Below are 23,858 nucleotides of genomic sequence, written 5' to 3'. Positions count from 1 at the left end.
TAGCTATTAATCAAGCACTAAATTTATTGACCGTTATTAATAAAGTCAGTCACCTGCTTGCTTAAAATTTGCCACAAGGTTTCTTGCGCGCTTTTACTGCCCCACGCGTTATGTGGACTAAATATCACCCGTGGATGGTCAGCAAGGGTCAATAAAGGGTTGTCTTTGACAATTGGCTCTTGCTCAAATACATCGGTGGCATAACCAATTATTTGCTCGTTATTAATCGCATTAGTTAGCGCTTGGCTATCGATAATACCGCCACGGGCGACATTCACAATCAGCGGCTGCTTAGCCATTTTTGCTAAAGTATCTGCATTAATCAAGTGCTTGGTTTGCTCGTTTAATGGGCAATGTAAGCTTAGTACATCAGACTGCGCCAGTACGTCTTCAAAGGCCGTATAATCCTCATTACGCGGCGTACGCCCTTGATGCTCTGCCCACAATACCGTCATCCCAAAAGCGCGGGCGATGTCGGTGACGCGTTTAGCAATAGTGCCAACACCAATAATCCCCAGCGTTTTATCTTCCAAATCTATCAGTGGGATATCGAGCAAGCAGAAATTACCATTGTGTGCCCACGTGCCGTCAGCAACTTTTTCATGATAATGAATACCGGCACGCATCGCAGTTAGCATCAGCATAAAGGTATGCTCGGGCACGCTTTTGACCGCGTAACCCGCAACATTATACAGCGCGATATTTTGCTTAGCACAGGCATCTTGATCGACATTATTCATACCAGTGGCAGTTAGCTGGATAAGCTTAAGCTTGGGCAGATTGGCGATGATGTCAGCATTGATTTGGACTTTATTAGTAAAGATAATGTCGGCATCTTGACAGCGCTCAATAATCAGCTCCCGAGGCGTATCATCGTAGGTAATGTAGTCAGTAACGCCAGCGGGTGCTGGCAAGTCGACATTGTCAGAGAAAGTACCTTTGTCTAAAAAAACCGCTTGCATGATGCTTCCTTATCTCATTGTTATTTTAAATAGCTTACATTTTAAATAGATTACGTTTTAAATGGTTTTGCATTTTAAATAGGCTGACATAGTTATCCGCTTAATGTAGCACGTTGCCGGACTTAGTCAAAAAATGCGTCAAAAACCTCATCGAAAAACGTGCAGTAAAAAACCTCTACTTCAATTGAAATAGAGGTTTTATTTTTTGCGACAGGAGTTCTTGTGCTTATATCGTTCCTAAGCTTATAAAGAAAAACGCTTATAAAGAAAAACGCTTGCGCAATTTGCCAATCAGACTACGTACGCGACTGCTTAAGTCAATACGCACATCGTTTTCAGGGTCATGCTCCACTTCATAACGTTTGACCAATTCAGGGCTGGCTTTGAGTTTTGCATGATGCTGGAACGCACGATTGACACTAATCTCAAGCAGGCTAGCACGCATGGGCTTAGGTAAGCAGCGATAGACCTGACCTTTATTGATCAAATCAATGAGCAAACCTGCATCTTGGAATTCAGTTTGTACTAAAACCACCAAGTGCGGTGCATCTTGTTTTAAGGTAAAGATAATCGGCGCGATGTTTTCGCCGCTGACATTGATGTCGGTAATACACACGCCGATATCTTCATTGGCCAAATAATCGTAAGCTTCTTCTAAGCCTTCTGCGTGCAGGACTCTGTAGCTATGCGAGAACTGCTTGCTTATTTGCTCAATCAGCTCGTCGGTTTCATCGATGACCAACAGTGTCTGCTTTTTACCAGAACTGTCGAATTGCTCCGCGTCTTCATCTGGATTATAAGTCAACGCGATTTCGGTGGCGCGACCGACGACCGCAAGTAGCTCCTCAGATTTACAAGGTTTGGTCAAATAACGATAAATCTCACCATCGTTAATAGAGCCGATAATGGCGTTCAAATCAGCATAACCGGTCAATAAAATCCGCATGGTAGACGGCGACACTTCTTTGACTTCGCGCAAGATATCGACACCCACGCGCTCGGGCATACGTTGGTCGCTGACCGCCACGTGTACATGGTTATTTTTGATATAGTCGATATACTCAGTCGGGTCAGTGGTGATAAACACATCATGTGTTTTACGAAACAGCAGTTTCATTGAACGTAAAATACGTTGTTCATCGTCAATGAACGCCAACTTCGGTTTCGCTTCAGACCCTAGCTCAGCACCAGAGGGTTCCATTTCATGGTCAAGTTCATTCATGATGATTTCCTTATGATGAATAATAGTACGATAGCTTTATATAAGCATTTAAATAGCAATTGAGCTAACAACAAAACGAACAATAGAACCTAGCGACTACGCTGCTAGGCTTTGTTCGGTTAAATCATTATCAATTGGTAGTGTTAAGGTAAAGGTGGTGCCAACGCCTTCGGTTGAGACCGCTTTAATGTCGCCATTATGCTGCTCCATAATCTGCTGACTGATGGCCATCCCAAGACCTGTACCTTCGCCCGCGCCTTTGGTGGTAAAGAAAGGCTCAAAGATTTGATTAAGCACCTCGGCGCTCATGCCTTTACCATTGTCGCTGACATCGATATAGACATTGCTGTCATCAAAGCGCGTGCGCACTTCGATTTTGCCATCAGGTTTTTCGCCCATGGCTTGCGCGGCGTTATTAAGCAAGTTCACCAAGACTTGGTTGATTTGCGACGGCGAGCATTTAATCTCAGGCGTCGGCGCAAAATCTGTGACAATTTCTTGATGTCTGATAGAGTTGCCAGCGATTTTCAATGACGCTTCGATACATTCGCGCACATCGATGGTTTTCACTTTTGACTCATCAAGACGGGCAAAGTTGCGTAGATTTAGGACCATCTCGGTGATTTGCTCGACGCCAAAGAGAGAGTCTTTAATCAGCTCTTTAAGCTCAGTAGACAAGTCATCTTCTTGGATTTCATCAGACGCACGGACGATATCAGCCAATAGCTTATCGATTTTGCCATCAGCAGTCGCGTCAGTTTTAACGGCTTTTAACCCTTGTACCAATTCAATCAACTCTTCGTATTGCTCAGTCAACTGACCGATAATCTCAAGATTGTTTTGCACATAAGACAATGGTGTATTGACCTCATGAGCAACGCCTGCGACCATTTGACCCAATGTCGCCATTTTTTCTGAACGAATCAATTGCAGCTGAGAGTTTTTCAGCTCTTTTAGGGTGTCTTGTAGCTCAGCGGTACGTTCTTCAACTTTAATCTCTAGCTGCTGGTTGATATTGGCAAGCTTACCTTCGTTAGATTGGATACGGTCTAGGAGGTCATTAATAGAGCCGTTTACCAGTCCAATCTCGTTGCGACCTTCCGCGAATTTAACCTCGCTTAGCTTATTGTATTGCTTATCGTTAATCAGGTTTTCCGCTTGCGAGATTTTATCGGTGGTTTCTTTTAATGGTTTAAACGCTAAATAAGTGAGCATAAAGTAAATCAAACCCGCGGTGATAAGTAGCGCGAGGGCAATCCAGTTGATCAGATTTTTACTTAGATTGTCAGCGATGGCGTTAATTTCAGCATCAGGCTGGACAACAATCAGTTTCCAATAAGTCTCAGGAATCTCAAATACGTACGCTTGGCTGCCGTTATAGTAGCTGTCTTTTTCTAACTCAAAGCTCTGCAATAAGCGGCTGTCCATCGCGTTTTGCTTATTTTCACCGTTATTTAAGTAAGCGGCATAGTTGACGAGATAATAGCCTTTTGACGTACCGGTTTCGGCTTTATCAAGTGTGGTCAATACTTGCTGAACTTGAGGCGATACGCTGGCGGCAACGCGCTCGATAGTTTCATTACGCTGCGTCTCCAAGAAGTTTAGTACCGGATTCCAAGCAGGGTCAGCGTTGATAACTTGTTTGATATCAAGCGGTGTGCCGGTTTTTTCGTCGATATAGCTTAAGCGCTCAGGGTTAGAGGAGGCGATAACTTTGTCACTGTTATCGAGCAGTAAAATATAACCTGATCCCGAGCTTTCACTTAGCTTAACGATGTTTTCTTGTAGCTGGTTGAGGGTAAAGTTGACGGTACTGGCACCCCAGAACTGGTTGTCACGCTCGATGGCGACACCGCAACTCATTGCCAGCTCGCCTTTGGTTTGGCTCGCGCGGACATGGTTCCAGATACAGCTTTCAGGTTTGAGCAACTTTAAAACGCTAAACCAGTCTTCTTGATAATAAGGATTGACAGGATTCGGGTCGCTGAGTACCGCTTGATAATCGCCATTTTGACGCACCATCAAAAACGGATGGGTCGAGGCATTGGCGCCCAGTGCGCCTTTTTCTGGCCAAATGCCGCCACTACCTAATAAGTTATAATCGCGCTTATCAAAAGCATTGGCGGTACTGGCTTGCAAAATCGCTTCTTGTGGCGGCAAAGTCTGCGCGCTTTGCTGCAATAGCAGGGCACTGCGCATCACGCGATTGATATCGGCTGAGATACTATTGACTGCGGTATTACCACGCTCAGCGACCAGTTTTGCGGATTCAAGGCGAATTTTTTCATAACCTTCTTTATCAACAACATACACAACAACCGCTAGTACGACCGCAAAAGCAATAAATAGAATGGTCGTCACTTGGGTACTGACTTGGTTAAAAAAGCCAACTTTTTTGGAGGCACTCATGAGGGGATTGTCCTTGGATAAACGTGACCACAAAGCAGACTGTCTATACAGACTACCCATACTGTTTGCTGCTAGCAATCGATGATGTGGTGATACGTAAGCCTTACGAAAATGGGATTTGAGTATTAGGGCAAAATTTTTAAGATTATCAATCAGTTAAATATCTACATATATAACCAATATTAAAGTATTTACGGTTAATTCATAACTTAAACGACTATAAAAAACACCACTTGGCTTACTCAACGGTCTTAAAAAAGACGGTATTAAGTAAGGGATTGTCAAAATTTTGTGTTTTAAGACTTAGTAGTTAAATTTTTTGAATAACTTTTTTATATCATTGGGAAAATCTAAAGAGTGCTAAGGATTAATATAGCCTTAATAACAATAAGAAATGTTAAATTGCATATATTAACAGTATAGAAACAATTTTATGATAACAATGTTTATGCCATGCTAGCGAGCGTTTTTCTTTACTTGTGAGTCGTTATATGTTGATTTCTAAAAAGTTACTTAAGCTCAGTATCGCAATAGTCTTACCAAAAAATGGCAATAATCTTGGCAAAATTTGCTCTTGAAAAGTCAACTTAGCGCACTCATCTAGGCGCTAACGTTATATAATGGTCTGTTTTATCCATCGACCTAGCTGACAAGTTAGGCGTTGCTGATATCTTCAATGACCAGCAATTTATTGATGAGTTTGAGCTATTAATTGACTAAATCCTTGTGTGATTGTTTGTGTGATTGTGGCCTGATTCATTAACTATCTATTTTCTTATCATCTGAGTACAAAAGACATCGCCTTATGACTATCTCTATCGCTTCATTGCACAGCACCGAATTTGCCGTTGGTCAACGTTATTTATCTGATACGGAGTCTGAGCTTGGCTTGGGTGTGGTCATCGACGTCGATGACCGCTGTGTGCATATCTTATTTCCGCAAAGTGAAGAGACGCGCGTCTACGCCAAAAATTCTGCGCCGTTATCGCGCGTGGTGTTCAAAGAAGGCGATAGCATTTCTGACCAAGCCGGTAATAGCTATACCGTAACCGCGGTCGAAGAAGTGATGGGCGTGCTCAAATACAGTGTTGATGAGCATGAAAAAGGCATTATGGAAACCCGTTTGGCGGCTAATATCACCTTGGCAAAGCCGCTTGAGCGTTTACTGGCTGGTCGTATTGAGCGCGGGGATTGGTACGAGCTGCGCCAGGATATTCTGCGTATGCAATCAGCGCTAGCGGGTCATCCGCTCAAAGGCTTGATGGGCGCACGTGTCGATATTATTGAGCATCAGCTTTATATCGCTCATGAAGTTGGCAAACGTATCGCGCCGCGTGTCTTGCTTGCTGACGAAGTCGGTTTGGGTAAAACCATTGAAGCAGGTTTGATTATTCATCAGCAGCTACTGACTGGCAAAGCTGAGCGCGTATTAATTCTTGTCCCGGACAGTTTGCAGTATCAGTGGATGATTGAGCTGCGCCGTCGTTTTAACCTAAACTTTGCCTTGTTTGATTTGGTACGTACCGCTGCGATTAAAGAGCACGACCCTGAACAAAACGTCTTTGCTACTGAGCAATGTATCATTGCCGGTATGGACCTATTGCTCGATCATCCTGATCTGTATGACCAAGCGATGGAAGCAGGCTTTGATTTATTGGTCGTTGATGAAGCGCATCACCTGCATTGGGATGAAGCGCAAGGCGGTAATGATAAATATGACCTCATTGCCGACTTTGCCGAAGAAACACCGGGCGTCATGCTATTAACAGCAACGCCAGAGCAGCTTGGCGCCCAAAGTCATTTTGCCCGTCTGCGTTTATTAGACCCAGATCGCTTTGATGATTTAGATGAATTTATCGATGGTCAAGAAGCCTTTGCTGAAACCGCCGCCGTTGCGAGTGTTTTAATCGAAGATAAACCGTTAAGCGACGGTCAAATCGCGGCGTTAAGTCATCTGCTTTCTATTAGTGTCGATGAATTAGCAAACATTAATGACGACGAAAAACTGCGTACTTATGCGCTCAATGAGCTCCTTGACCGTCATGGTACCGGACGTATTTTATTCCGTAATACCCGTGAAAGCGTCAAAGGTTTTTATGGTCGTAGCAGCCAGCCATATCCATTACCGTTGCCTGAAGCATGGGTTGACCGCTATCAAACCAAGGGTAAATTGCGTGAGCAGCTTTGGGGTGAAGAAAATCAACCAGATGGCGGCTGGTTAGAAGATGACCCGCGGGTGCCGTGGTTGATTGATATCTTAAAGGGCGAGCTTAAGCATAAAAAAGTGTTATTGATTGCTCGTAGTGGGGCGACGGTTGAAAGTTTAGAGGCGGTATTGCGCCTGCATGCTGGTATTAAAACCGCCATCTTTACCGAACAGATGACCTTACTTGAGCGTGACCAAGCAGCAGCGTTTTTCGCCGACTCAGAGGGCGCGCAGATATTACTCTGCTCAGAGATTGGCTCAGAAGGTCGTAACTTCCAGTTTGCAAGCCAGCTGATATTGTGGGACTTGCCTGCCAATCCAGATACTTTAGAGCAGCGTATTGGTCGCCTAGACCGTATCGGGCAAACGCAGCAAATTATGTTGCACGTTCCTTATGTACAAGGGACGGCGCAAGAGCGAATGTACCGCTGGTATAACGATGCGCTCAATATGTTTAATCAGATTTCGCCAACGGCGCAAAGCGTGCAAGAGCAATATATCCAAGAGCTAAAGCCGATGCTCGAAGGCGCGGATACCGACGCTAACCGCACCACTTTGCAAGAGATTATCGAAGCAGCAAAGCAGACGCGCTTGGGACTAGAAGCACAGCTACAAGCTGGTCGCGATCGTCTGCTTGAGTACAACTCGTGCCGTCCGCGCGTTGCTGGGCGTATCAAAGATGCCATGCATGATTTTGATAAGCATAATCTATTGCCGCAATTTATCGAGCGCTTCTTTGCTTCTGCTAATATTGATCACAATATCCAGCGCGATGGCTCATGGGTGATTGCGCCGATTGACAGCACCGAGATTAGCGATTATATCGATGGTCTGCCGCTCGGCGATGAAGATGGTATGACCTTAACCTTTGAGCGTAATCAAGCGCTTCAGCGTGAAGATATCGAATTTATCACCCACGAGCATCCATTGATGCGCGCGATTTATGAGCTAGCAAGTACCAGCACTTTTGGTAATACCACGGTGGCCATGCTCAAAAGCGCTGCCGTCCCCCAAGGTATGGTGCTGCTAGAAGTGAATTTCCGCGTCGAAGCGATTGCGCCAAGATTGCTTAATCTGCCTGCTACCTTGCCTACGCAAAATATTCGTGTGTTTATCAGCGAGCAGGGTAGTGATTTATCGGCCCGTATCAGCAGCGATATGATTATGCCGCATATTGAGCGCTTGGATAAAAACCGCGCCCGCCAAGTTATTAAGGTACGTGGCGATGTGATTGAGCAGCGCTATTATGAAGCCGAAGATATTGCCCGTCAGCAGCTAGCAGAGATTGGTGAACAGGCAAGCGCGCGCTTTAGCCAGCAGTGGTCGCGTGAGATAAAGCGCCTAAAGCATCTGCAAACTATTAACCCTAACGTGCGCCCAGAAGAGATTGAACGCCTAGAGCAACTAAAAGCCCAAGGCGAGCAAGCACTAGGCAATTTATCGCTGGTGCCAGACTCTATCCGCGTGCTGGTCGCTGTAAAACCATAGTTTTAAGGCCAATAAAAAAACGAGGTGTCTAATCATCTCGTTTTTTATTTATGTTTGTGAGCTTAGATAGCTACTTTTTTAGACAATTACTTGTTTAGATAGATACTTACTCATTATCGTTAAGCTAATAAATCATTAAACCGGAGCATAATGCCGCGACTGCCTAGTCAAAATCTTTAATATTCGCTAAGATGATTAAAATTTCGCTTTATAATGAGCTACCGGTAATCATTTTACCGACTATTTATTAGGTGTTCTCAGCGTTATCTGGTTGTTTATCGCAAACTATTATAGTCAGTTCGAAATAAAATCAGGGCATTAATAGCTAGGTGTGACTGGTATAAATTTTCCTTGCTTGCAGTTATCACAGAGGCTGTGAAGAACTCATCCCAGTCGCAGCGTCGCTGTTTTAAAATGAACCTACTATATATTATTTTAAAGTAAAACGCCGCATTGGCTTAAGCCATATCATATTGGTATCGTTTTGATATTGTCGAGTACTGATATCCCAATGCTAGTCGTGATTGATCAAAATAAGGAAACCTATCGTCATGTCTGATTATCCGCAACTGATCGATGAGCTGCTCGCTACTGTCGCGCTTATCGAAGTCAGCCCTGATGTTTTTGAAGGTAAAAGCCACGACTATGTTGGTAGTCGTATTTTTGGTGGGCAGGTGCTGGCGCAAGCGATTATGGCCGCTTCGCATACGCTCGATAAAGACAAACCTTGTCATTCGCTGCATGGCTATTTTTTGCGCGGTGGCGATATCAATCAGCCGGTGATTTACCAAGTACGCCGCCTGCGTGATGGTCGCAGTCTGTCGGCGCGTGAAGTCACGGCAATCCAGTATAAAGAAGTGCGCGGTAAAGCGCCTGTTGAGCAGGTGATATTTTCAATGATTGCCTCATTTTCCCCGATGGAAGAGGGCTTGGAATATCAAGAGGATATGCCGGTTTATCCGCCGCCAGAAGACTTGCTTGCTGAGCAAGATTTAAAAGAAGAATATGTTGGCAAAGTCCCAGATGCGCTCAAAGCGCGCTTTATGCGTCATCGTCATGTTGAGATTAAGCCGATCAAGCCGCGTGATCCTATTCATCCAGAACCGATGAAGCCCAAACAAGCAAACTGGCTGCGTATTCGTGAGCTCGGCAAGCAGCCAGTGGCCATTCAGCAAGCACTATTGGCGTTTTCGTCTGATTTTTACTTGGTAGGTACGGGGCTGATGTCACACGGTGTTAGCTTTATGACCAGTGGCTTGCAAGCGGCCAGTATCGACCATTCGATGCATTTTCATCGTGACTTTGATTTAAATAAATGGCTGCTATATGATATGTGGAGTGATACGACATCTAACGCCAAAGGCTTAAATCACGGTCAGTTTTGGCAAGAGGGTCGCTTGGTAGCGACGGTACAACAAGAAGGCTTGATGCGTTTGCGGGTACCGAAGTCTTAAGTTCCGTCTTAAGTTTTTAGTGCTTTGTAAATTAAAAAAGCGACTCAGAATATATTTTGAGTCGCTTTTTTATAAATTGTATTTGGTTGCACTCAATTATTATTCTAAAATCTTAACCATCGCGCGCGGTAATCCAAGTGTTGCCTGCGCATCTTCAGCACTTAGCCAATTAATATTAACATCAGCTGCTTGCAAGGTTGTGGTCAAATCAGTCACTTGCTCATTAGTTAGAGTGACTGATTGCGGCGTTAAATACCAATGGAAATGGGTTAATGAATGTTTGATAGGCGCGTCATCAATTAAGGTTTTATTAATGGGCGCGGCTGCCAAATTATGCTTATCTAACCATTCGTTAATAATTTGCTCAGCAGTAGTAAACTCTGTTTCATAGACTTTTTCATTACTAGCAACTTTTAATAATTTATCATCGCTGGCTACTAAATTTTTAGCAGTTGTTTTGCCACTCGCTTTGCCTTCAATCTTTTCTACAAACTGTAAAGGCAAGCTCCATAGTCCGCCCCAAATACCGTTATCGGGACGCTGTAGCCAAAGTATTTTACCGCCAGTATCTTTAATTAATAGCGCATTGCTAAATTTGCTGGGTTTGGGCTGCTTTTTTGCTTTGACCGGATAATCGGTCTCGCGACCCTGCGCATGTGCCAAGCAATCATGTTGCAGCGGACATAATAGGCAAGCAGGCTTGCTACGAGTGCATAAAGTTGCGCCCATATCCATCATGGCTTGCGCAAATAATCCTGAATTTTCCCTAGGTGTTAAACGCTCCGCCAACGCCCACAGCGCTTTGGTCGTAGCAGATTTAGTGATATCGCCATCAATTGCTGCCCAGCGTGTCAGGACGCGTTTGACATTACCATCACAGATAACGCCATAGCGATGCAATCCCATTGCCATAATCGCCCCAGCAGTCGACGGGCCAACGCCAGAAATCGCCTCCCAACCGGCTAAGGTTTGCGGAAAGTCGCCCGTCTCATCAATCACTGCAACCAATCGCTTTGCACCTTTATGTAAATTACGCGCGCGCGCATAGTAGCCAAGCCCTGCCCAATGCTCCGCCACCATATCCCATTCTGCTGCGGCTAAATCTTGCACCGTGGGAAAGGATTCCATAAAACGGGCAAAGTAGGGCAGCACAGTAGTCACTTGTGTTTGCTGGAGCATGACTTCTGATAGCCAAACGATATAAGGATTGGGCGTATGGGTTTGGTGCTGTTGCCAAGGTAAGTCGTGGCGACCGTTTTCACTAAACCAATGGAGTAGGCGTGGGGCGAGGGAGTTTAAAGATGAATCAGGTTGAGAGAATAAAGTAGGCAAGAATAATCCTTGTCAATTAATAAGAAATATCAGACTATAAAAGGTTAGCTTCGTTTATGGGGTGATGCAGGTCGCTATGCAATGGTCTGTTATTTTTATGGAAGAATATAGTTTAACTATTCATTGTTGGTTTAATAATAAATATAAGTAGAACCATTGTTTTCATTAATAGTTTAGGAGAGAGTATATTGTCAGCACAAACCTTTTTCGTTTGGGATATCCATCAAATTACTTGTACACCAAGTAAAGACAGCTCATGGGAGCAAGCAACCCATGACTTTGAAGCTTTGCGAAAGCATCCAGTGGATGATATTAGCCCAAATATCATTGAGCTGGCAGATCGTCTCGTTGACGAAGCCAGAACCTCGGATTATTCAGAAGTCTTTTATGAAGCCTACGTAAATACAAATTTAGAGATGAAAACACATCCTAAGACCGCTTGCGTCGCCATACCCACACCTGAAGCACTGCACGGTGAAGCGCTAGATGTTATCGCCCCTCTATGTGAAGAACTAGGGCTAGTGTTTTATGACACGCGGGGTATGGTCGCCTATCCAGATGGTACGATCTATCCGCCTAACATTGCACGAGGGATGACACTGCTAAAAGAAAAGCGGGCGCTTGCAAAACAGTCCGCCGATATTTATAAGCCAGAGGCACAGGTTCCTAGAGATAGAGAGGACTTTGAAAAAATACTGCACCCATTCATGCATGATTGTTTAGAACGTTATGGTTATCAGTGTAGTCAAGTAACAAGCGCTAACGTTAATGACTCTCTTGAAGTCGATGGTTGTACCAAGGCCATGCCTTATGGTCATGTGCGTCTAACCGGAGGAGCGGAAGGTAAGAACGGCTATTTTAGATTAAAAATTCATGCGTATTTTGTATCACCAGCGTTTGAAGAGATTTATGACAAAGTATCGCCGCCAACTGAGCTTAGACAGCAGTTTCCTTATTTAAAGCTACATTACATTAATGTATGCGATAGAAACTTTACAGATAAGCAAAAACAGATTCCTGAATTTATCAATACTGAGTTTGCCAGTAAACTGGATGAAGCAGATAAAATAGACAGCTATAATCAACTTTTTTTGTTACTGCACAACAGGATTGCAAGAGGGCACAGCTATGGTGAGAGTGTGGATAAACACCTTATTTTAGCCAAACTTGCAGGTCGAGAGGACTTCTATGAGTTGGTTAGACAGTATCGTGATCTGATAGATAACTCACCAAACGAGTATGCTAAGAATAGAATGAATGAGCGCTGGGATAGGCTTTTAGAGATTTTATCTACCGTAGAGCCATTGGAGTAACCAGTTATGAATGAATATACTTTGTTTTATGTTTGGGATGCAAGTTTGGGTGATGGCGATGAGTATCTGCCTATCTCTTACGATAGTGCAGGTGTATTACTACCGCAGCTGCTAGAGGTAGAAGTCAGCGCTCATAGCGAAAACATATTAAAATTCGCCACTGAGTTACAACAACTGGCTCAGGAAGGTGATTTATCATTTGAGCTTTCATTAGCATTTGGGGCAACGGTCGCTCATGCACAGCTACAGAATACTTTTGCTGTCTCTCTGCCGCTGCCAGATAATAACATGCAAGAAGCTGCTAGAGTAATTGCACCATTGGCAAAGAAACATGGGTTGGTATTTTATTATTTGCTAGGGTTGGTTTCTTTGCCTGACGGGAAGAATTTCACTTCTACATGATTGGTTTTACGTTTATCAACCCTACTTCCGATTCTTCCGCGTTTTTAAACGACGTAAGCGCTTCTCTTCTTCTTTAGCGATTCTTTTCTCTTCTGCAGCGATGCGTTGTTCGGCGACGACCAGCTCTTCAGCTTCCGTCATTGCAGGCGTCTCGAGCGTAATATTGCCAAGCTTGCCACTACGTAACTCGTTAATCAGAATCTCAGACATGCGGTAAGTATCGACTTGATTGCCCGCGCGCACACAGCCGCGATTACGTCCAGCTATTTCAAAAAACTCCCAATCGGTCTTAGGTAATTCCTCAATTTTATAGCGGGTTTTTAGTAGCTCAGGATAGGCTGTCAGCAAATACTCAGCGGTATAACTGGCAACATCAGCGAAGTCAAACGCCGTATCACGAATACCGCCGGTCGCTGCCAAGCGATAGCCAGAGTTTTCGTTTTCAACTTTTGGCCATAGCATACCAGGGGTGTCATAGAGCATGATGTCATCGTCAAGCTTAATCAGCTGCTGCGACTTAGTGACGGCAGGCTCGTCGCCGGTTCTTGCCACGGCGCGGCCTGCTAAGGTATTAATCAAGGTCGATTTACCAACGTTTGGAATACCCATTATCATGGCTTTGATTTGACGTCCCGTCCCGACTTTATTGGGTACGAGGGATTTGCATATTGCAATGATACGCTTGACGTCATCGGCTTTGTTATTGTCGCAAGCGATAGCTTTAACGCCGTCTTGTTGTTCAAGATATTCCATCCACGCTTTGGTCAATTCAGGATCAGCGAGGTCAGCTTTATTTAAGATTTTGATGACTGGTTTTTCGCCGCGTAATGCTGCAACCATGGGGTTTTCGCTACTATAAGGAATACGCGCGTCAATCACTTCAATGACGACGTCCATCTGCGGCATGATTTCTTTGATTTCGTTACGGGCTTTGTTCATATGCCCAGGGAACCACTGAATACTTGCTCTCTTATCCATCTGCTTTACTAACCTTTTATAAAAAATGCTCAAAGTAAGACAATCAACGTCTACTTTCTAATGGTGTTCAGTTTACTACACAACCAGCGTCACCACGTTAACATTTCATTTAACGTAACGCACAGAGCAGACTATTATTCAAACTCGTCTGTTAAATCCTCACGTGCTGGTGGCAATGGCGCTAAATAACCAATGACCAAGATTAAGCTACCCGCACCAAGGAAGGAAATCACTCGCCAAATCGCCTCGGTCTGGGATAAATCAACCAAGACCAGTTTTAACACCACAACTCCCAATAGTCCAATGCCCATAAACCATAGCGTTCGTTGTCCATAGCGGCTGGCGATAATAGTGGCGACCAAAGCAATGAGCGTCCATAAAATGGTTAGTCCAGTTTGTACTTGCTCGCTATTCCAAGCGCCTCCTGTCACGTCGTATAAACCGCCAGTCCATAACGGCGTGCCGATAAATGCGTGCAGCGTTCTAACTAACATGCTAGAGCCTATCCAAAAACTAATCAGCGCTAAGATAATTAACAGCATATCGTTTTTAGGAATGGCTTTTAATAGATTTCTCGAACCTCTACCATGTGGCTGACGGAGTAAATAAACGCCCAAGCCGTAAAACACCACCAGCCATAACGTCACATCATATAAGTTAAATAAAGGAAAGTAGGGCAGTTCCCAAATAATACCATCGTAAGTGAAGTTGGTAAAAATAGCCCAACCTAGTGTGATTGGTACAAATATTTTGGCACTGTCTAATAATGCCTGATGCCAATCAAACCAATAAGGTGCAAATACTGAGGTCGCTGCTCCCGTTTGCGAGTGTGATTGCTTATCATTGTATTGAACCATAGCATGACGCTGTGTACACCATAATCCAGCCAGCATAAAGGCAACCGGAACCAAAATAGTCATGACGCCTTTTGAATCAGGCAAGCCATAATGCATAGCTTCTGCCAACAGGATAATGCCAGCACCAAGCCAGCTCGCGCTATCAAAACTTTTTAACTCCAATTCTTTATGCCATGACTTTAACCATAGTTGCCCAACGACCAACCAACCTATGAGTAAGGTAATAAATATTGGCCAATGAAAGGTTGTCCATTGATAATCAAGCTCATATCTTTGTGGCAGCTGAAATATCAGCATCGCATAAAATAGTAGCAATAACCCATGGCTAAACTGCCTAATCTCGCGCCACGCATGATAGTGATTAATTGCCTGATAAATGACTAGGCTCGTTAACATGGCTAATCCTAGTAGCGCCGTCGTTGCTAAGCGCCAGTTTGCAAGCCATTGGTCAAAATCAATCACCAATACATACAGCAGCCAAACCATTGCAGTAAAGGTCAAAAATCGACCCAAATTTGGACTGCGCCACATCAAGTTAAACGCCATACTTTGGCTATTGATACTGGTAAGCCATTGTTTAGTAGCGAGTTCACCAATGCCCAAAGCTTTAGTATAGGCAGTCAGCGTATGATTGGCATTAAGCTGGTTGTTGGCGTCATCAATAGGTGAGTTGTTGGCGCGTAAGATAAACATCGTTGCTAGATAGCTGAGCGCCGAAATCGTCAATGCCAGCGTTGGATAATCTTTGATCGTAAAGACCACATTTATCATCAGCATCGCGATACTGAGCAGCTGCAATAACAGCCCAAACCATACTGACCATGCGCGTAGTGATCGCCGTCCAAACCATACCAAGGCCAGCCCTTGTACCGACCAGCCAAAGGCAATCCATTCTGCATCGAGTGCCAGCGGGATCACCAGCGCCAAAAAACCAAAACCTAACGCCAGCATACCTTCAGTGATTAAGGCATATCGCTGACTACGCTTGACAAAAACCCAGCCAATGCCCAAATAAATTGCCGCTAAAATAGCACTGGTGATGGTTAACCCATTAGGAATAGCGTCTAACAGCGCCGCAAATAAACCAAAGGCCAGTATCGGTACAGAAAATAGTAAACCAGTATCAATAGGGAATACGTAGCTGTGGTTTCTTAAATAAAATTTATCTAAATGACTTGGATTCTCTGCACTATCGACGTTAGCTGTATGAGCAAAATTTGCTTCATTAAACGTGTTATAAGCAATGATTTGCTGCGCGTAGCGAATGACGACAAACAGATATAATAATACGTGCAGCGCGACCAGCAATACCAACGTCCAGCGCTGCGCCTCAATAACAGCGCTTAAATTCTCCGTAATACCCCAATAATAAGCCAGTCCAAAGGTGACCATCACACCGAGCAGATTGAGCATTTTCCAAGTACGGTAATGGGCGATGACAGCAATGGTGACGTTCAAAAGTAAGTAATAGCTGAACAAGGTCACTAAATTACCAATATCGCTACTGGTCAATATCGGTGCAAAGAAGCCGCCAGAAAGCGCCAACAATGCCAACGGTAAAGCGTTTTGGCGTACCGCTAAGCCGATGGTGATGGCTGATAAGATGCCAAGTCCCATAAAGCTCGGCACACTTGAGAGCACTTGATAGACGCTATAGGCAAAAAAGGTGGTTAAATAAGCAATCGCTAAGCCTGCGCCTTGCAGGGTAATACCATAAGCAAAACGGTTTTTTGCTAATTTTAATCCTAACGCCGCCAGCCCTAAGCCAATCATGCCGATGCTCATAAGCTTCAGGGCAATCGGAATTTCGATATAATCGCTTAATAAGCGTAGCAATAACACCACCCCGACGAGCAACACCAATACCCCAACGCGTACTACTAAGTTGCCGCCAAAAAACCAGTTTTGCATAGAGTGAATCAGTGAGGTGACAATAGGCAAGGAGCGCTCGTCTGGCTCTATCGTTGTAACGGGGGTTTTCGATCTTGTCGATTCTACCGGTTTTGGCTTTAAGCCGAGGTTTTCTATGGGTTCGGCAATAGGATCAGCGGATGTAAAAGATTCTACTGTTGCTAACGGTATCGGTGGTGGCGTTGATGACTGCAAGGTTGGAGTGGTATCGGGCGCTAATGCAAATTGACTTTCTTGATTGCTATTTATATCGGCGTGAGAAGATTTTACTGGCGTTGTGTCCTGTTTTTGACGTTTAAGCTCAGCTTGCAGCGCTGTCATATCGTGACGCAACTGTCTGATTTGTTGGCTTATCCTGGCATATAATATGAGCACCACAATCAATAAAGCCATAAAAGCCAGCCAGCCCAGCTGATTTATCAATAGATATAACATCCTCGTCACTCAATCCCGCTTGTAATAAATCGATAATGACGTTATTTGCTCATAAGCACAAGATTAGTCATGGTAGTTATTGTATATCACTATAAAAAATAGGGGTCACTTTGCAAAAGCGCCCCTATTTTTTATCTTATCTTTTTTACAGACGCCTATAAAAATAAGCATAATAAGCGTCTATAACACTTGATTTATAATAGTCTTAATTTACCACGACTTTATTTAAAACTATTGACCGAGATTGGTTTTCATAAACTCGAGCATATTTTCCCAGCTCTGCTTAGCAGCGGCTTCGTTGTAGCCAAGGTCAACATCATTTTTGGCAGCACGCTCATCGGCATGCGGATTGGTAAAGCCATGCTTAGCGTTATCATAAACATCGATAGTGTAATCGACATCGGCAGCATCTAGCTCTGATTTTAGACCTTCGATTGCCTCCATAGACACCATCGAATCATCACGGCCGTGAGCGACCAATACTTTGGCTGTAAAGTTTTTGTCGGCTGGCTGTTTTGCTGATGGATTGCCATGGAAAGTAGCAACCGCTTTTAATGGCATACCTTCGCGTGCCATATCAAGCACCACTTTACCGCCAAAGCAATAACCAATCGCTGCTAAGTTATCGCGATTGACCGCTAACTGGTCACCAAAATCATTGAGGATTAAACGACAGCGCGCCATCAGCATATCTTGGTCTTCAAGTACTTGTGTCATCCACATATTTGCCATCGCCGCATCGCTGGTCAGCTTACCTTCACCGTAAACGTCCATCGCTACTGCCGCATAGCCAGCTTCGGCCAAACGCTCAACCACAGATTTTGGATGATCAACCACGCCCCACCATTCTGGTGCCACCAAAATACCCGCTACTGGATTGTCCTCGGAGGCAGATTCTGGCAGCGCTACATAGCTGATAAGCTCGACGTTGTTTTCGGTAGTGCTGATTAATTCAAAGGTCTTAATTGACATATTATTTTCCTTTTTTATGTTATGAAGGGTGTTTTATAAATGGCTGTTTTATAAATAACTACTTTATAAACGCTTGCTTTATAAGTATTAATTGTCCGTATTTGGCTTAATCCTTTTATTTACTCCTCCTACCTTAACGCCCAAGTACGTCAAAAACAGCTATAATACTGTAACGCTCCTTATCAAAATGCTACGGCGACTTTATGACACTCAATTTGCTCAATCAATCTGAACCTCACTTAGCATCCGCTTCAGCTTCCAAAACAACAATGGACTTAGGCTTAGCGGCGCAATCTGCGGTGCGCTTATTTCCTCAAAATCAGACTGAAGCTAACGACATATTGCGACCGCAGTTTTGGTCACGTTTTGCGCTGTCAGAGCTAAACCATAGTGAATGGGAAGCGCTATGCGATGGTTGCGGCAGCTGTTGCCTGATTAAATACATCGATGATGAAAACGTCAGTGACGACAATAGTCATGAAGCCGAAATAGTCGAGTATACCGATGTCACCTGCCAGCTGATGGATTGTGCGACGGGTTATTGCAAGCATTACGCCACCCGCCAAGAGCACGTGCCCGATTGTATTCAGCTGACTATGGAAAATTTACCGCAGATGATGTGGTTGCCGTCGCACTGTGCTTATAAGCGCTTGTATAAAGGACAAGATTTACCAAGTTGGCATTTGTTATTGACGGGAGATGCGGTGGCAACTCAGCAGCAGATGCGCGCTGCCAATGTCGGCGTAGCAGGGCGCTGTGTTTCTGAGGTTGGCATGACAGATGAAGAGATGGAAACGCGAGTGGTCCATTGGGTTAAGCCGTAGTCAGTTTCTATAAAACAGGTTTAGACGCTGTTTATACTTAATAAACAATGGATTTAACGTCGCAATACCGCTTTGAAAAGTAGTAACACCTCTTTGGCAACATCAGCTATTCTTTAGAGTCCTGCGCAGCAGATTTGGCACTCGCTTCCGCACCCGCCTGCGAATCTGCCAGTGGCGGGATAGGAATATCTTGCCGAATTTGCTTGGAGAACTCGCGACTATTGATAGCGCTAGTTCCTGCCAAATTATCAAAACCGCGAACCTTTGGATTGATATGGGTACGTTCGTACCACGTGTCCATTGACCAAGGCTGACCGTCCTTTTCAGGGTTGGTGTCGAGCATGCCAACGTCGTATAAGTAGTTTGGTAGCCAGCCCGATACCCAAATTCGGTAATCCCATGGCAGACGGTCGCCACTGACAATACGCGCCATATAAAAGATAATATTGGTACAGTTGCTAATCAAGGTATTGTACCAAGTTGGTTTGGCATTCAATTCATCGGCGGCAGTTAAGTAAGACTCAAATAACGACTTGACCTCGTGCTGTTGTAGATTGCTGACCGGAAACAGATAAACTTGCTCGCCGCGAGCATTACTGCGGGTATAAATGATATCGCGCTCTTCGGCAGCAATCAGGCTCAGCTCAAAACGCCTAAAAAACCCTGCCAGTGCCGAAAACGACTCGCCTTCCTCCTTACGAATCTCAAAAGAGAAGGCAAGCGGTCTATCATCTTCAAAGCGGAAACTGACCAAAGTATGCGCAATCAGCGGCCCCATCCAATAGGAGTTGGTCACATCGACGCCAGAGAGTTTTGACATGTCAATGGTGCGCGTATCCCAGTGTTCAGCCGCCTCTTTATCAGTACGCCAATCAAAATTACGCACATTGGTGAGCGTGACTAAGTTAGGATTATTGGCGTCACGGCGATAGGTGACCCTTTCGCTGACTTCCGCCATCCAGTCGCGGTCTTGCTTGGGCTCGATAGAAAAGAACCAACCCAAACCCACAAACCAAATCGCTGCGTAAAAACCAATGAGCCATTTAACGGCTACTTTTTTATCCGGCGCTGTTGAATTATTTGATGGCTGATTGACTCTATTTTTTAGACTTTTTGACCAATGCCTTTTTGTTGCATAAGCTGCCTTAGCCAGCGCCGCTAAAATGCCGACTATCATAAGGGTCATAAGCCACGTAATTGGTGAGCGTATGCCAAACTGATACCAGATTGCCATTAACAGCCAAATAGCAGATAGTAGTAACGTAGTAACGATTAAAAACTGCGTGAGATAATAGCGCCAAGTCCGCTTTTGCTGGCGATCATAAGCTGCCCCATGCTCTAAGCGATTGCTGTTTGAGAGCGGGGAGAGCAAGCGAGAAAAAAAGGCACGTAGCGACATAGATTTGACTTTGAGGAATGAAGGCTTTGACCATAGCAAAGTTTGCAACACACTGACAATACAATTTGAGTGAATTTGTCGTTGAATGTCCGTAAGCCTTACGATAAAGTGAAACTTATTAGGCTGGTCTATTTTTATCTATACTTATATAGTTGTCATTTATCGCTATGATAGGATTTGTATGGATAATTTGATCTTTATTTAAATATTTTGACTACTGCCTAAATATAAAATCGCTGTTTTATTTGCTATTTTAATCCCCATCTACGGTTAAGATTTTAATTGCTATTCACTATTTTCTTTGACTACTGTTATCAACTAAAGAGGTTAAATCACATCATCATGTCTGAAGACGCTCCAAGCCCGAGTAGTTGGTCGATGCGCGGCTTAAAACGCTGGCTATCGACCGCCCCCGAAACCCGTGATGAACTGATACGTTTGGTGCAAGACTCGCGCCAGTTCTTAGAACCTGATACCGTGGACATGTTGGAAGGCGTCCTTGATTTGCCTGCCACCCAAGTTCGCGAAATCATGACCCCGCGCCCGCAAGTGGTGGGGCTGCACGAAAGCACCAGCCTAGCCGAAGTGATGGATATCATTCTTGAGACCACGCACTCGCGCTATCCGGTCTTTGATAGCCAAGATGATGACGCGGTTATCGGTATCTTATTGGCAAAAGACTTGATTCCCATCCTCGTGCACATGGTGCGCGACCAAGAAGACAAAATCGATAGCAAGCGTCTCAGAGACCTTGTGCGTCAGCCGCTCTATATCAGCGAAACGGCGCGCTCTGATACTTTACTACGCTCGTTGCAGCGCACCCAAGTGCATATGGCGATTGTCGTCGATGAGTTTGGTAACTTTGGCGGTGTGGTAACCATGGAAGATTTGCTCGAGGAAATCGTCGGCGATATCGTCGATGAGCATGATGACTTCGATGAAGACAGTGATATCAATAATATCGTCGCCGATCCTGAAAGACCAAACACGTGGCGCGTGCAAGCATCGACAGTGATTGAAGACTGTAATGATGAGCTTGGCGCTCACTTTGACGATACCGATGTCGATACCATGGGCGGTTTGGTCATGCAAGCACTCGGCCATGTTGGCGATTTGGAAGGGGAAAGTGTGGTGATAGACGATTGGCAAATTACCATTACCGATGTTGAAGGGCGCTTTATTCAAAATCTTGAGTTGTCCAAAATCAATGCTGACCAGCAAATATTAATAGGTAGCCATTAATTTGTTGATGTTTATCACTTAAGCTTGGTACTTAAACATAAGCTTGGCATGTAAGTATAAAAAAACACGATTGCGGTCGTGTTTTTTTTTGCTTTTAAAATCGGTATTTTGCAACGCAATTTTACCTATTGATTGATTTAGACTGGTATCATGGGCAGGTTTAATTTTTGAGCGCTGTATTGAGCAGCGGATGCATGGCTACCCATTCAGCGCTCACTGAATAAATCAAAGTTAATATGTAAGCTTTAAACGACTGAATAATAAGGTTTTGGATAATTGCTATGCGTCTGTCTACTGTTGATTTGCAAAAACGTCTAAACCCCGATAAGCCAAAGGGCTTGCCGATGGTGTTGACCATATTGATTTCGTGGCTGGCAGGCGCAGTGTTTATCTTTGCCCTCGCGCCGTATGGTTTTTGGCCGGTGGCGTTGGTGTCGCCCGCTATTTTGTATGCCTTACTGATGCCAGATATGACTGGTAAGCGTGCTTTTGTTATTGGTCAAGCTTATGGTACCGGGCTTTGGTGCGTCGGGGCGTTTTGGCTGTATACCTCAATCCATGTGTATGGCGATACACCAGTGTGGCTGGCGCTAATTATGATTGCGCTAATGGGTCTTGGGATGGGCTTGTTTCATGGCTTTTTAGCGCTGATTTTTAATCGTGTCGTCGGTAAGCAGCCATTATCTTTTGCCGCGCTTTGGGTATTGCAAGAGTGGATGAAAACGTGGCTATTTACCGGTTTTCCGTGGTTATTTGTCGGTTATGCCTTTACCGAGCAATATTGGCTATCGTCATTAGCGCCCGTTGCTGGCGTATTTGCGGTGTCTTTTGTGGCAGTATTATTGGCGGCAAGTTTGGTCGAGCTGTTACGTCGCCGCGGCGGTTATATGATTCCTACTGCCGCGCTGCTTATTCTCAGCTGCGCGTTATGGTTGCTAAATCCGCAGTGGACAAAACCAAAGGGCACGCCTGACTTATCGGTATCATTAATTCAAGGTAATATTCCGCAAGATTTAAAATGGCTGACTGAATATCAAGTAGAAACGCTAAAAATTTATGCCACCTTGTCCAGTACTGAATGGGGCAGCGACATGATCTTGTGGCCAGAGTCTTCCATTCCCATGTTTCAAGATGAAGCGCTAGGTTTTATCAGTGAAATGGTCAAAGTGGCCAAAGAGACCGACACCACGTGGGTCACTGGTATCCCTTATAAGGATACCGCAGCTTTTGATGCCAAAACCGATAAATACCCGCCGTTTTATAATAGTGTCATTGCCTTAGGCGCAGACGCTGAAGGGCTATATAAAAAGCAGCGTTTGGTACCCTTTGGCGAATATATCCCCTTTGAGGGCATGCTAGATATCTTGCCTAACCTTGCTGGCAGCCAAGATATCATGAGCTATAGCCGCGGCAGTGATAATCAATCCCCGCTGCGAGTGCGTGGTCATAACTTGGGCGCCGCGGTTTGTTATGAAGTTGCCTATCCTGACACCACGCGCAAAAATGCCATAAATACTGACTTTTTATTGACCATTTCTAACGATGCGTGGTTTGGTAGCTCGGCAGGGCCGCTCCAGCATTTGCAAATGGTACAAATGCGTGCGCTTGAGAACGGCCGTTGGTTTATGCGCGCGACTAATACCGGCGTCACGGCTATCATTGACCATAAAGGTCATATCGTGAAGCGGGCGCCGCAGTTTGAGCGCACTGTCTTACGCGGAAATGTGCAGGCACGCGTTGGTAATACGCCTTATATGCGTGCGGGTAATTATCCTATTTTAATCATTATTGCGCTTTTGCTATTATTAAGCTATCTTGGCAAGCGTGCGACCCCGCAGAGACGTTTGGTCAAATAAAAAAATACCCATAGGCTTTGGTTTTAAGTTTTTTCGCTAATAAACCCTTTAAATCGTTAAGGGTTTTCACAAATCGATATAAATTGCGATATAATAGGCCAATATTTTAAATATTTTGTGCAAGGTGGATAAGGTATGTCAGAACATATTGTCGAAAACAACCCCAAGAAAGAGTTCCTATTTGCTTTAGGCGGTGTTGCCTTATTTTTAGGTATCGTCTTATTAATCGGCATTTCTGGCTATTTGCGTCCAGCAGGCGAGCATATCACTGCTGAGAGCACCGAAGCGACTGCTGAAACAGAGGCGACTTCTACAGAAGCCGCGCCTGCTGCGACAGCGGAAGCTGCCGATACCGACGCAGCTGCTACTGCAACACCAGCGGATGCTACGGTAACGCCAACCGATGCTGACGGTACGGTCGTTGCTGCTGAATCTGGTACGGCAACTGCTGAAGGTACTGTCAATCAAGCGGCAGTCCCTGATGATGCTAACTTGACAGCAGAAGAAGCCGATGCGGATTTGGATGGTGGTCAGAATGGAGAAATAACGCATACCTGGAAGACTGAAGAGTAAGCTTATGACTTAAGTATTTTGTT

The 23,858-nt window shown here is 44.6% G+C and carries 16 protein-coding genes; 8 read left to right on the top strand and 8 right to left on the bottom strand.

Annotation, left to right across the window (positions count from 1 at the left end; all coding sequences use genetic code 11):
* Positions 1-23: 23 nt before the first annotated feature.
* The 3 genes from B2866_RS11820 to B2866_RS11810 form a co-directional block, all read right to left on the bottom strand.
* Positions 24-962: a D-2-hydroxyacid dehydrogenase gene (locus tag B2866_RS11820; protein WP_296194523.1), complete on the bottom strand. Its 939-nt coding sequence runs from the start codon at positions 960-962 to the stop codon at positions 24-26.
* Positions 963-1,221: 259 nt separating this feature from the next.
* Positions 1,222-2,184 carry a response regulator gene (locus B2866_RS11815; RefSeq protein ID WP_296194521.1) on the bottom strand — a complete coding sequence of 321 codons (963 nt, stop codon included), beginning with the start codon at positions 2,182-2,184 and terminating at the stop codon, positions 1,222-1,224.
* A 96-nt stretch (positions 2,185-2,280) separates the two neighbouring features.
* Positions 2,281-4,593 (bottom strand): sensor histidine kinase, encoded by a 2,313-nt coding sequence (locus B2866_RS11810; RefSeq protein ID WP_296194519.1) that lies wholly within the window; start codon positions 4,591-4,593, stop codon positions 2,281-2,283.
* Positions 4,594-5,398: 805 nt separating this feature from the next.
* Between B2866_RS11810 and rapA the strand changes: the two genes are divergently transcribed.
* Together rapA and B2866_RS11800 are read left to right on the top strand one after the other, a co-directional pair.
* Positions 5,399-8,287 carry an RNA polymerase-associated protein RapA gene (gene rapA / locus B2866_RS11805; protein WP_296194515.1) on the top strand — a complete coding sequence of 963 codons (2,889 nt, stop codon included), beginning with the start codon at positions 5,399-5,401 and terminating at the stop codon, positions 8,285-8,287.
* A 551-nt stretch (positions 8,288-8,838) separates the two neighbouring features.
* A complete protein-coding gene (locus tag B2866_RS11800) occupies positions 8,839-9,741 on the top strand; it encodes an acyl-CoA thioesterase (RefSeq protein ID WP_296194512.1) in 903 nt (300 codons plus the stop codon).
* A 99-nt stretch (positions 9,742-9,840) separates the two neighbouring features.
* Here B2866_RS11800 and mutY read toward each other — a convergent pair whose 3' ends face one another.
* Complete coding sequence (gene mutY, locus B2866_RS11795; protein WP_296194510.1) at positions 9,841-11,073, bottom strand: A/G-specific adenine glycosylase; 1,233 nt, start codon at positions 11,071-11,073, stop codon at positions 9,841-9,843.
* Between the two features lie 188 nt (positions 11,074-11,261).
* On the opposite strand from mutY, the gene B2866_RS11790 reads away from it, so the two are divergent.
* Both B2866_RS11790 and B2866_RS11785 read left to right on the top strand, forming a co-directional pair.
* Complete coding sequence (locus tag B2866_RS11790) at positions 11,262-12,386, top strand: hypothetical protein (RefSeq protein WP_296194508.1); 1,125 nt, start codon at positions 11,262-11,264, stop codon at positions 12,384-12,386.
* Between the two features lie 6 nt (positions 12,387-12,392).
* Positions 12,393-12,788 (top strand): hypothetical protein, encoded by a 396-nt coding sequence (locus B2866_RS11785; protein WP_296194505.1) that lies wholly within the window; start codon positions 12,393-12,395, stop codon positions 12,786-12,788.
* A gap of 21 nt (positions 12,789-12,809) precedes the next feature.
* On the opposite strand, the gene ylqF is transcribed toward B2866_RS11785, so the two are convergent.
* From ylqF to B2866_RS11770, 3 genes are all read right to left on the bottom strand, one after another.
* Entirely contained in the window at positions 12,810-13,766 is a 957-nt protein-coding gene (ylqF, locus tag B2866_RS11780) for a ribosome biogenesis GTPase YlqF (RefSeq protein WP_296194502.1), read from the bottom strand.
* Positions 13,767-13,900: 134 nt separating this feature from the next.
* Positions 13,901-16,927 (bottom strand): DUF2339 domain-containing protein, encoded by a 3,027-nt coding sequence (locus B2866_RS11775; RefSeq protein ID WP_296194499.1) that lies wholly within the window; start codon positions 16,925-16,927, stop codon positions 13,901-13,903.
* 273 nt (positions 16,928-17,200) lie between these two features.
* A complete protein-coding gene (locus tag B2866_RS11770; RefSeq protein ID WP_296194494.1) occupies positions 17,201-17,941 on the bottom strand; it encodes a dienelactone hydrolase family protein in 741 nt (246 codons plus the stop codon).
* Positions 17,942-18,144: 203 nt separating this feature from the next.
* Between B2866_RS11770 and B2866_RS11765 the strand changes: the two genes are divergently transcribed.
* The gene (locus tag B2866_RS11765; protein WP_296194491.1) at positions 18,145-18,765 is read left to right on the top strand and encodes a YcgN family cysteine cluster protein; all 621 of its coding nucleotides are present in this window, start codon (positions 18,145-18,147) and stop codon (positions 18,763-18,765) included.
* A 106-nt stretch (positions 18,766-18,871) separates the two neighbouring features.
* Here the strand turns inward: B2866_RS11765 and B2866_RS11760 are convergent, their stop codons facing one another.
* On the bottom strand, positions 18,872-20,164 hold the full coding sequence (locus B2866_RS11760) for a DUF4105 domain-containing protein (RefSeq protein ID WP_296194488.1): 1,293 nt from the start codon (positions 20,162-20,164) through the stop codon (positions 18,872-18,874).
* A 342-nt stretch (positions 20,165-20,506) separates the two neighbouring features.
* On the opposite strand from B2866_RS11760, the gene B2866_RS11755 reads away from it, so the two are divergent.
* The 3 genes from B2866_RS11755 (at position 20,507) to B2866_RS11745 (ending at position 23,835) form a co-directional block, all read left to right on the top strand.
* Positions 20,507-21,406, top strand: a complete 900-nt coding sequence (locus tag B2866_RS11755; RefSeq protein WP_296194486.1) for a transporter associated domain-containing protein — start codon at positions 20,507-20,509, stop codon at positions 21,404-21,406.
* 281 nt (positions 21,407-21,687) lie between these two features.
* Entirely contained in the window at positions 21,688-23,262 is a 1,575-nt protein-coding gene (gene lnt, locus B2866_RS11750) for an apolipoprotein N-acyltransferase (protein ID WP_296194482.1), read from the top strand.
* A 135-nt stretch (positions 23,263-23,397) separates the two neighbouring features.
* Positions 23,398-23,835, top strand: a complete 438-nt coding sequence (locus tag B2866_RS11745; RefSeq protein WP_296194480.1) for a hypothetical protein — start codon at positions 23,398-23,400, stop codon at positions 23,833-23,835.
* The last annotated feature ends 23 nt before the right edge of the window (positions 23,836-23,858 follow it).

Origin of the sequence: Psychrobacter sp. UBA3483 (genome assembly GCF_002377905.1) — a bacterium.
GTDB lineage: Bacteria > Pseudomonadota > Gammaproteobacteria > Pseudomonadales > Moraxellaceae > Psychrobacter.
This window is presented reverse-complemented; position numbering and strand designations above follow the sequence as displayed.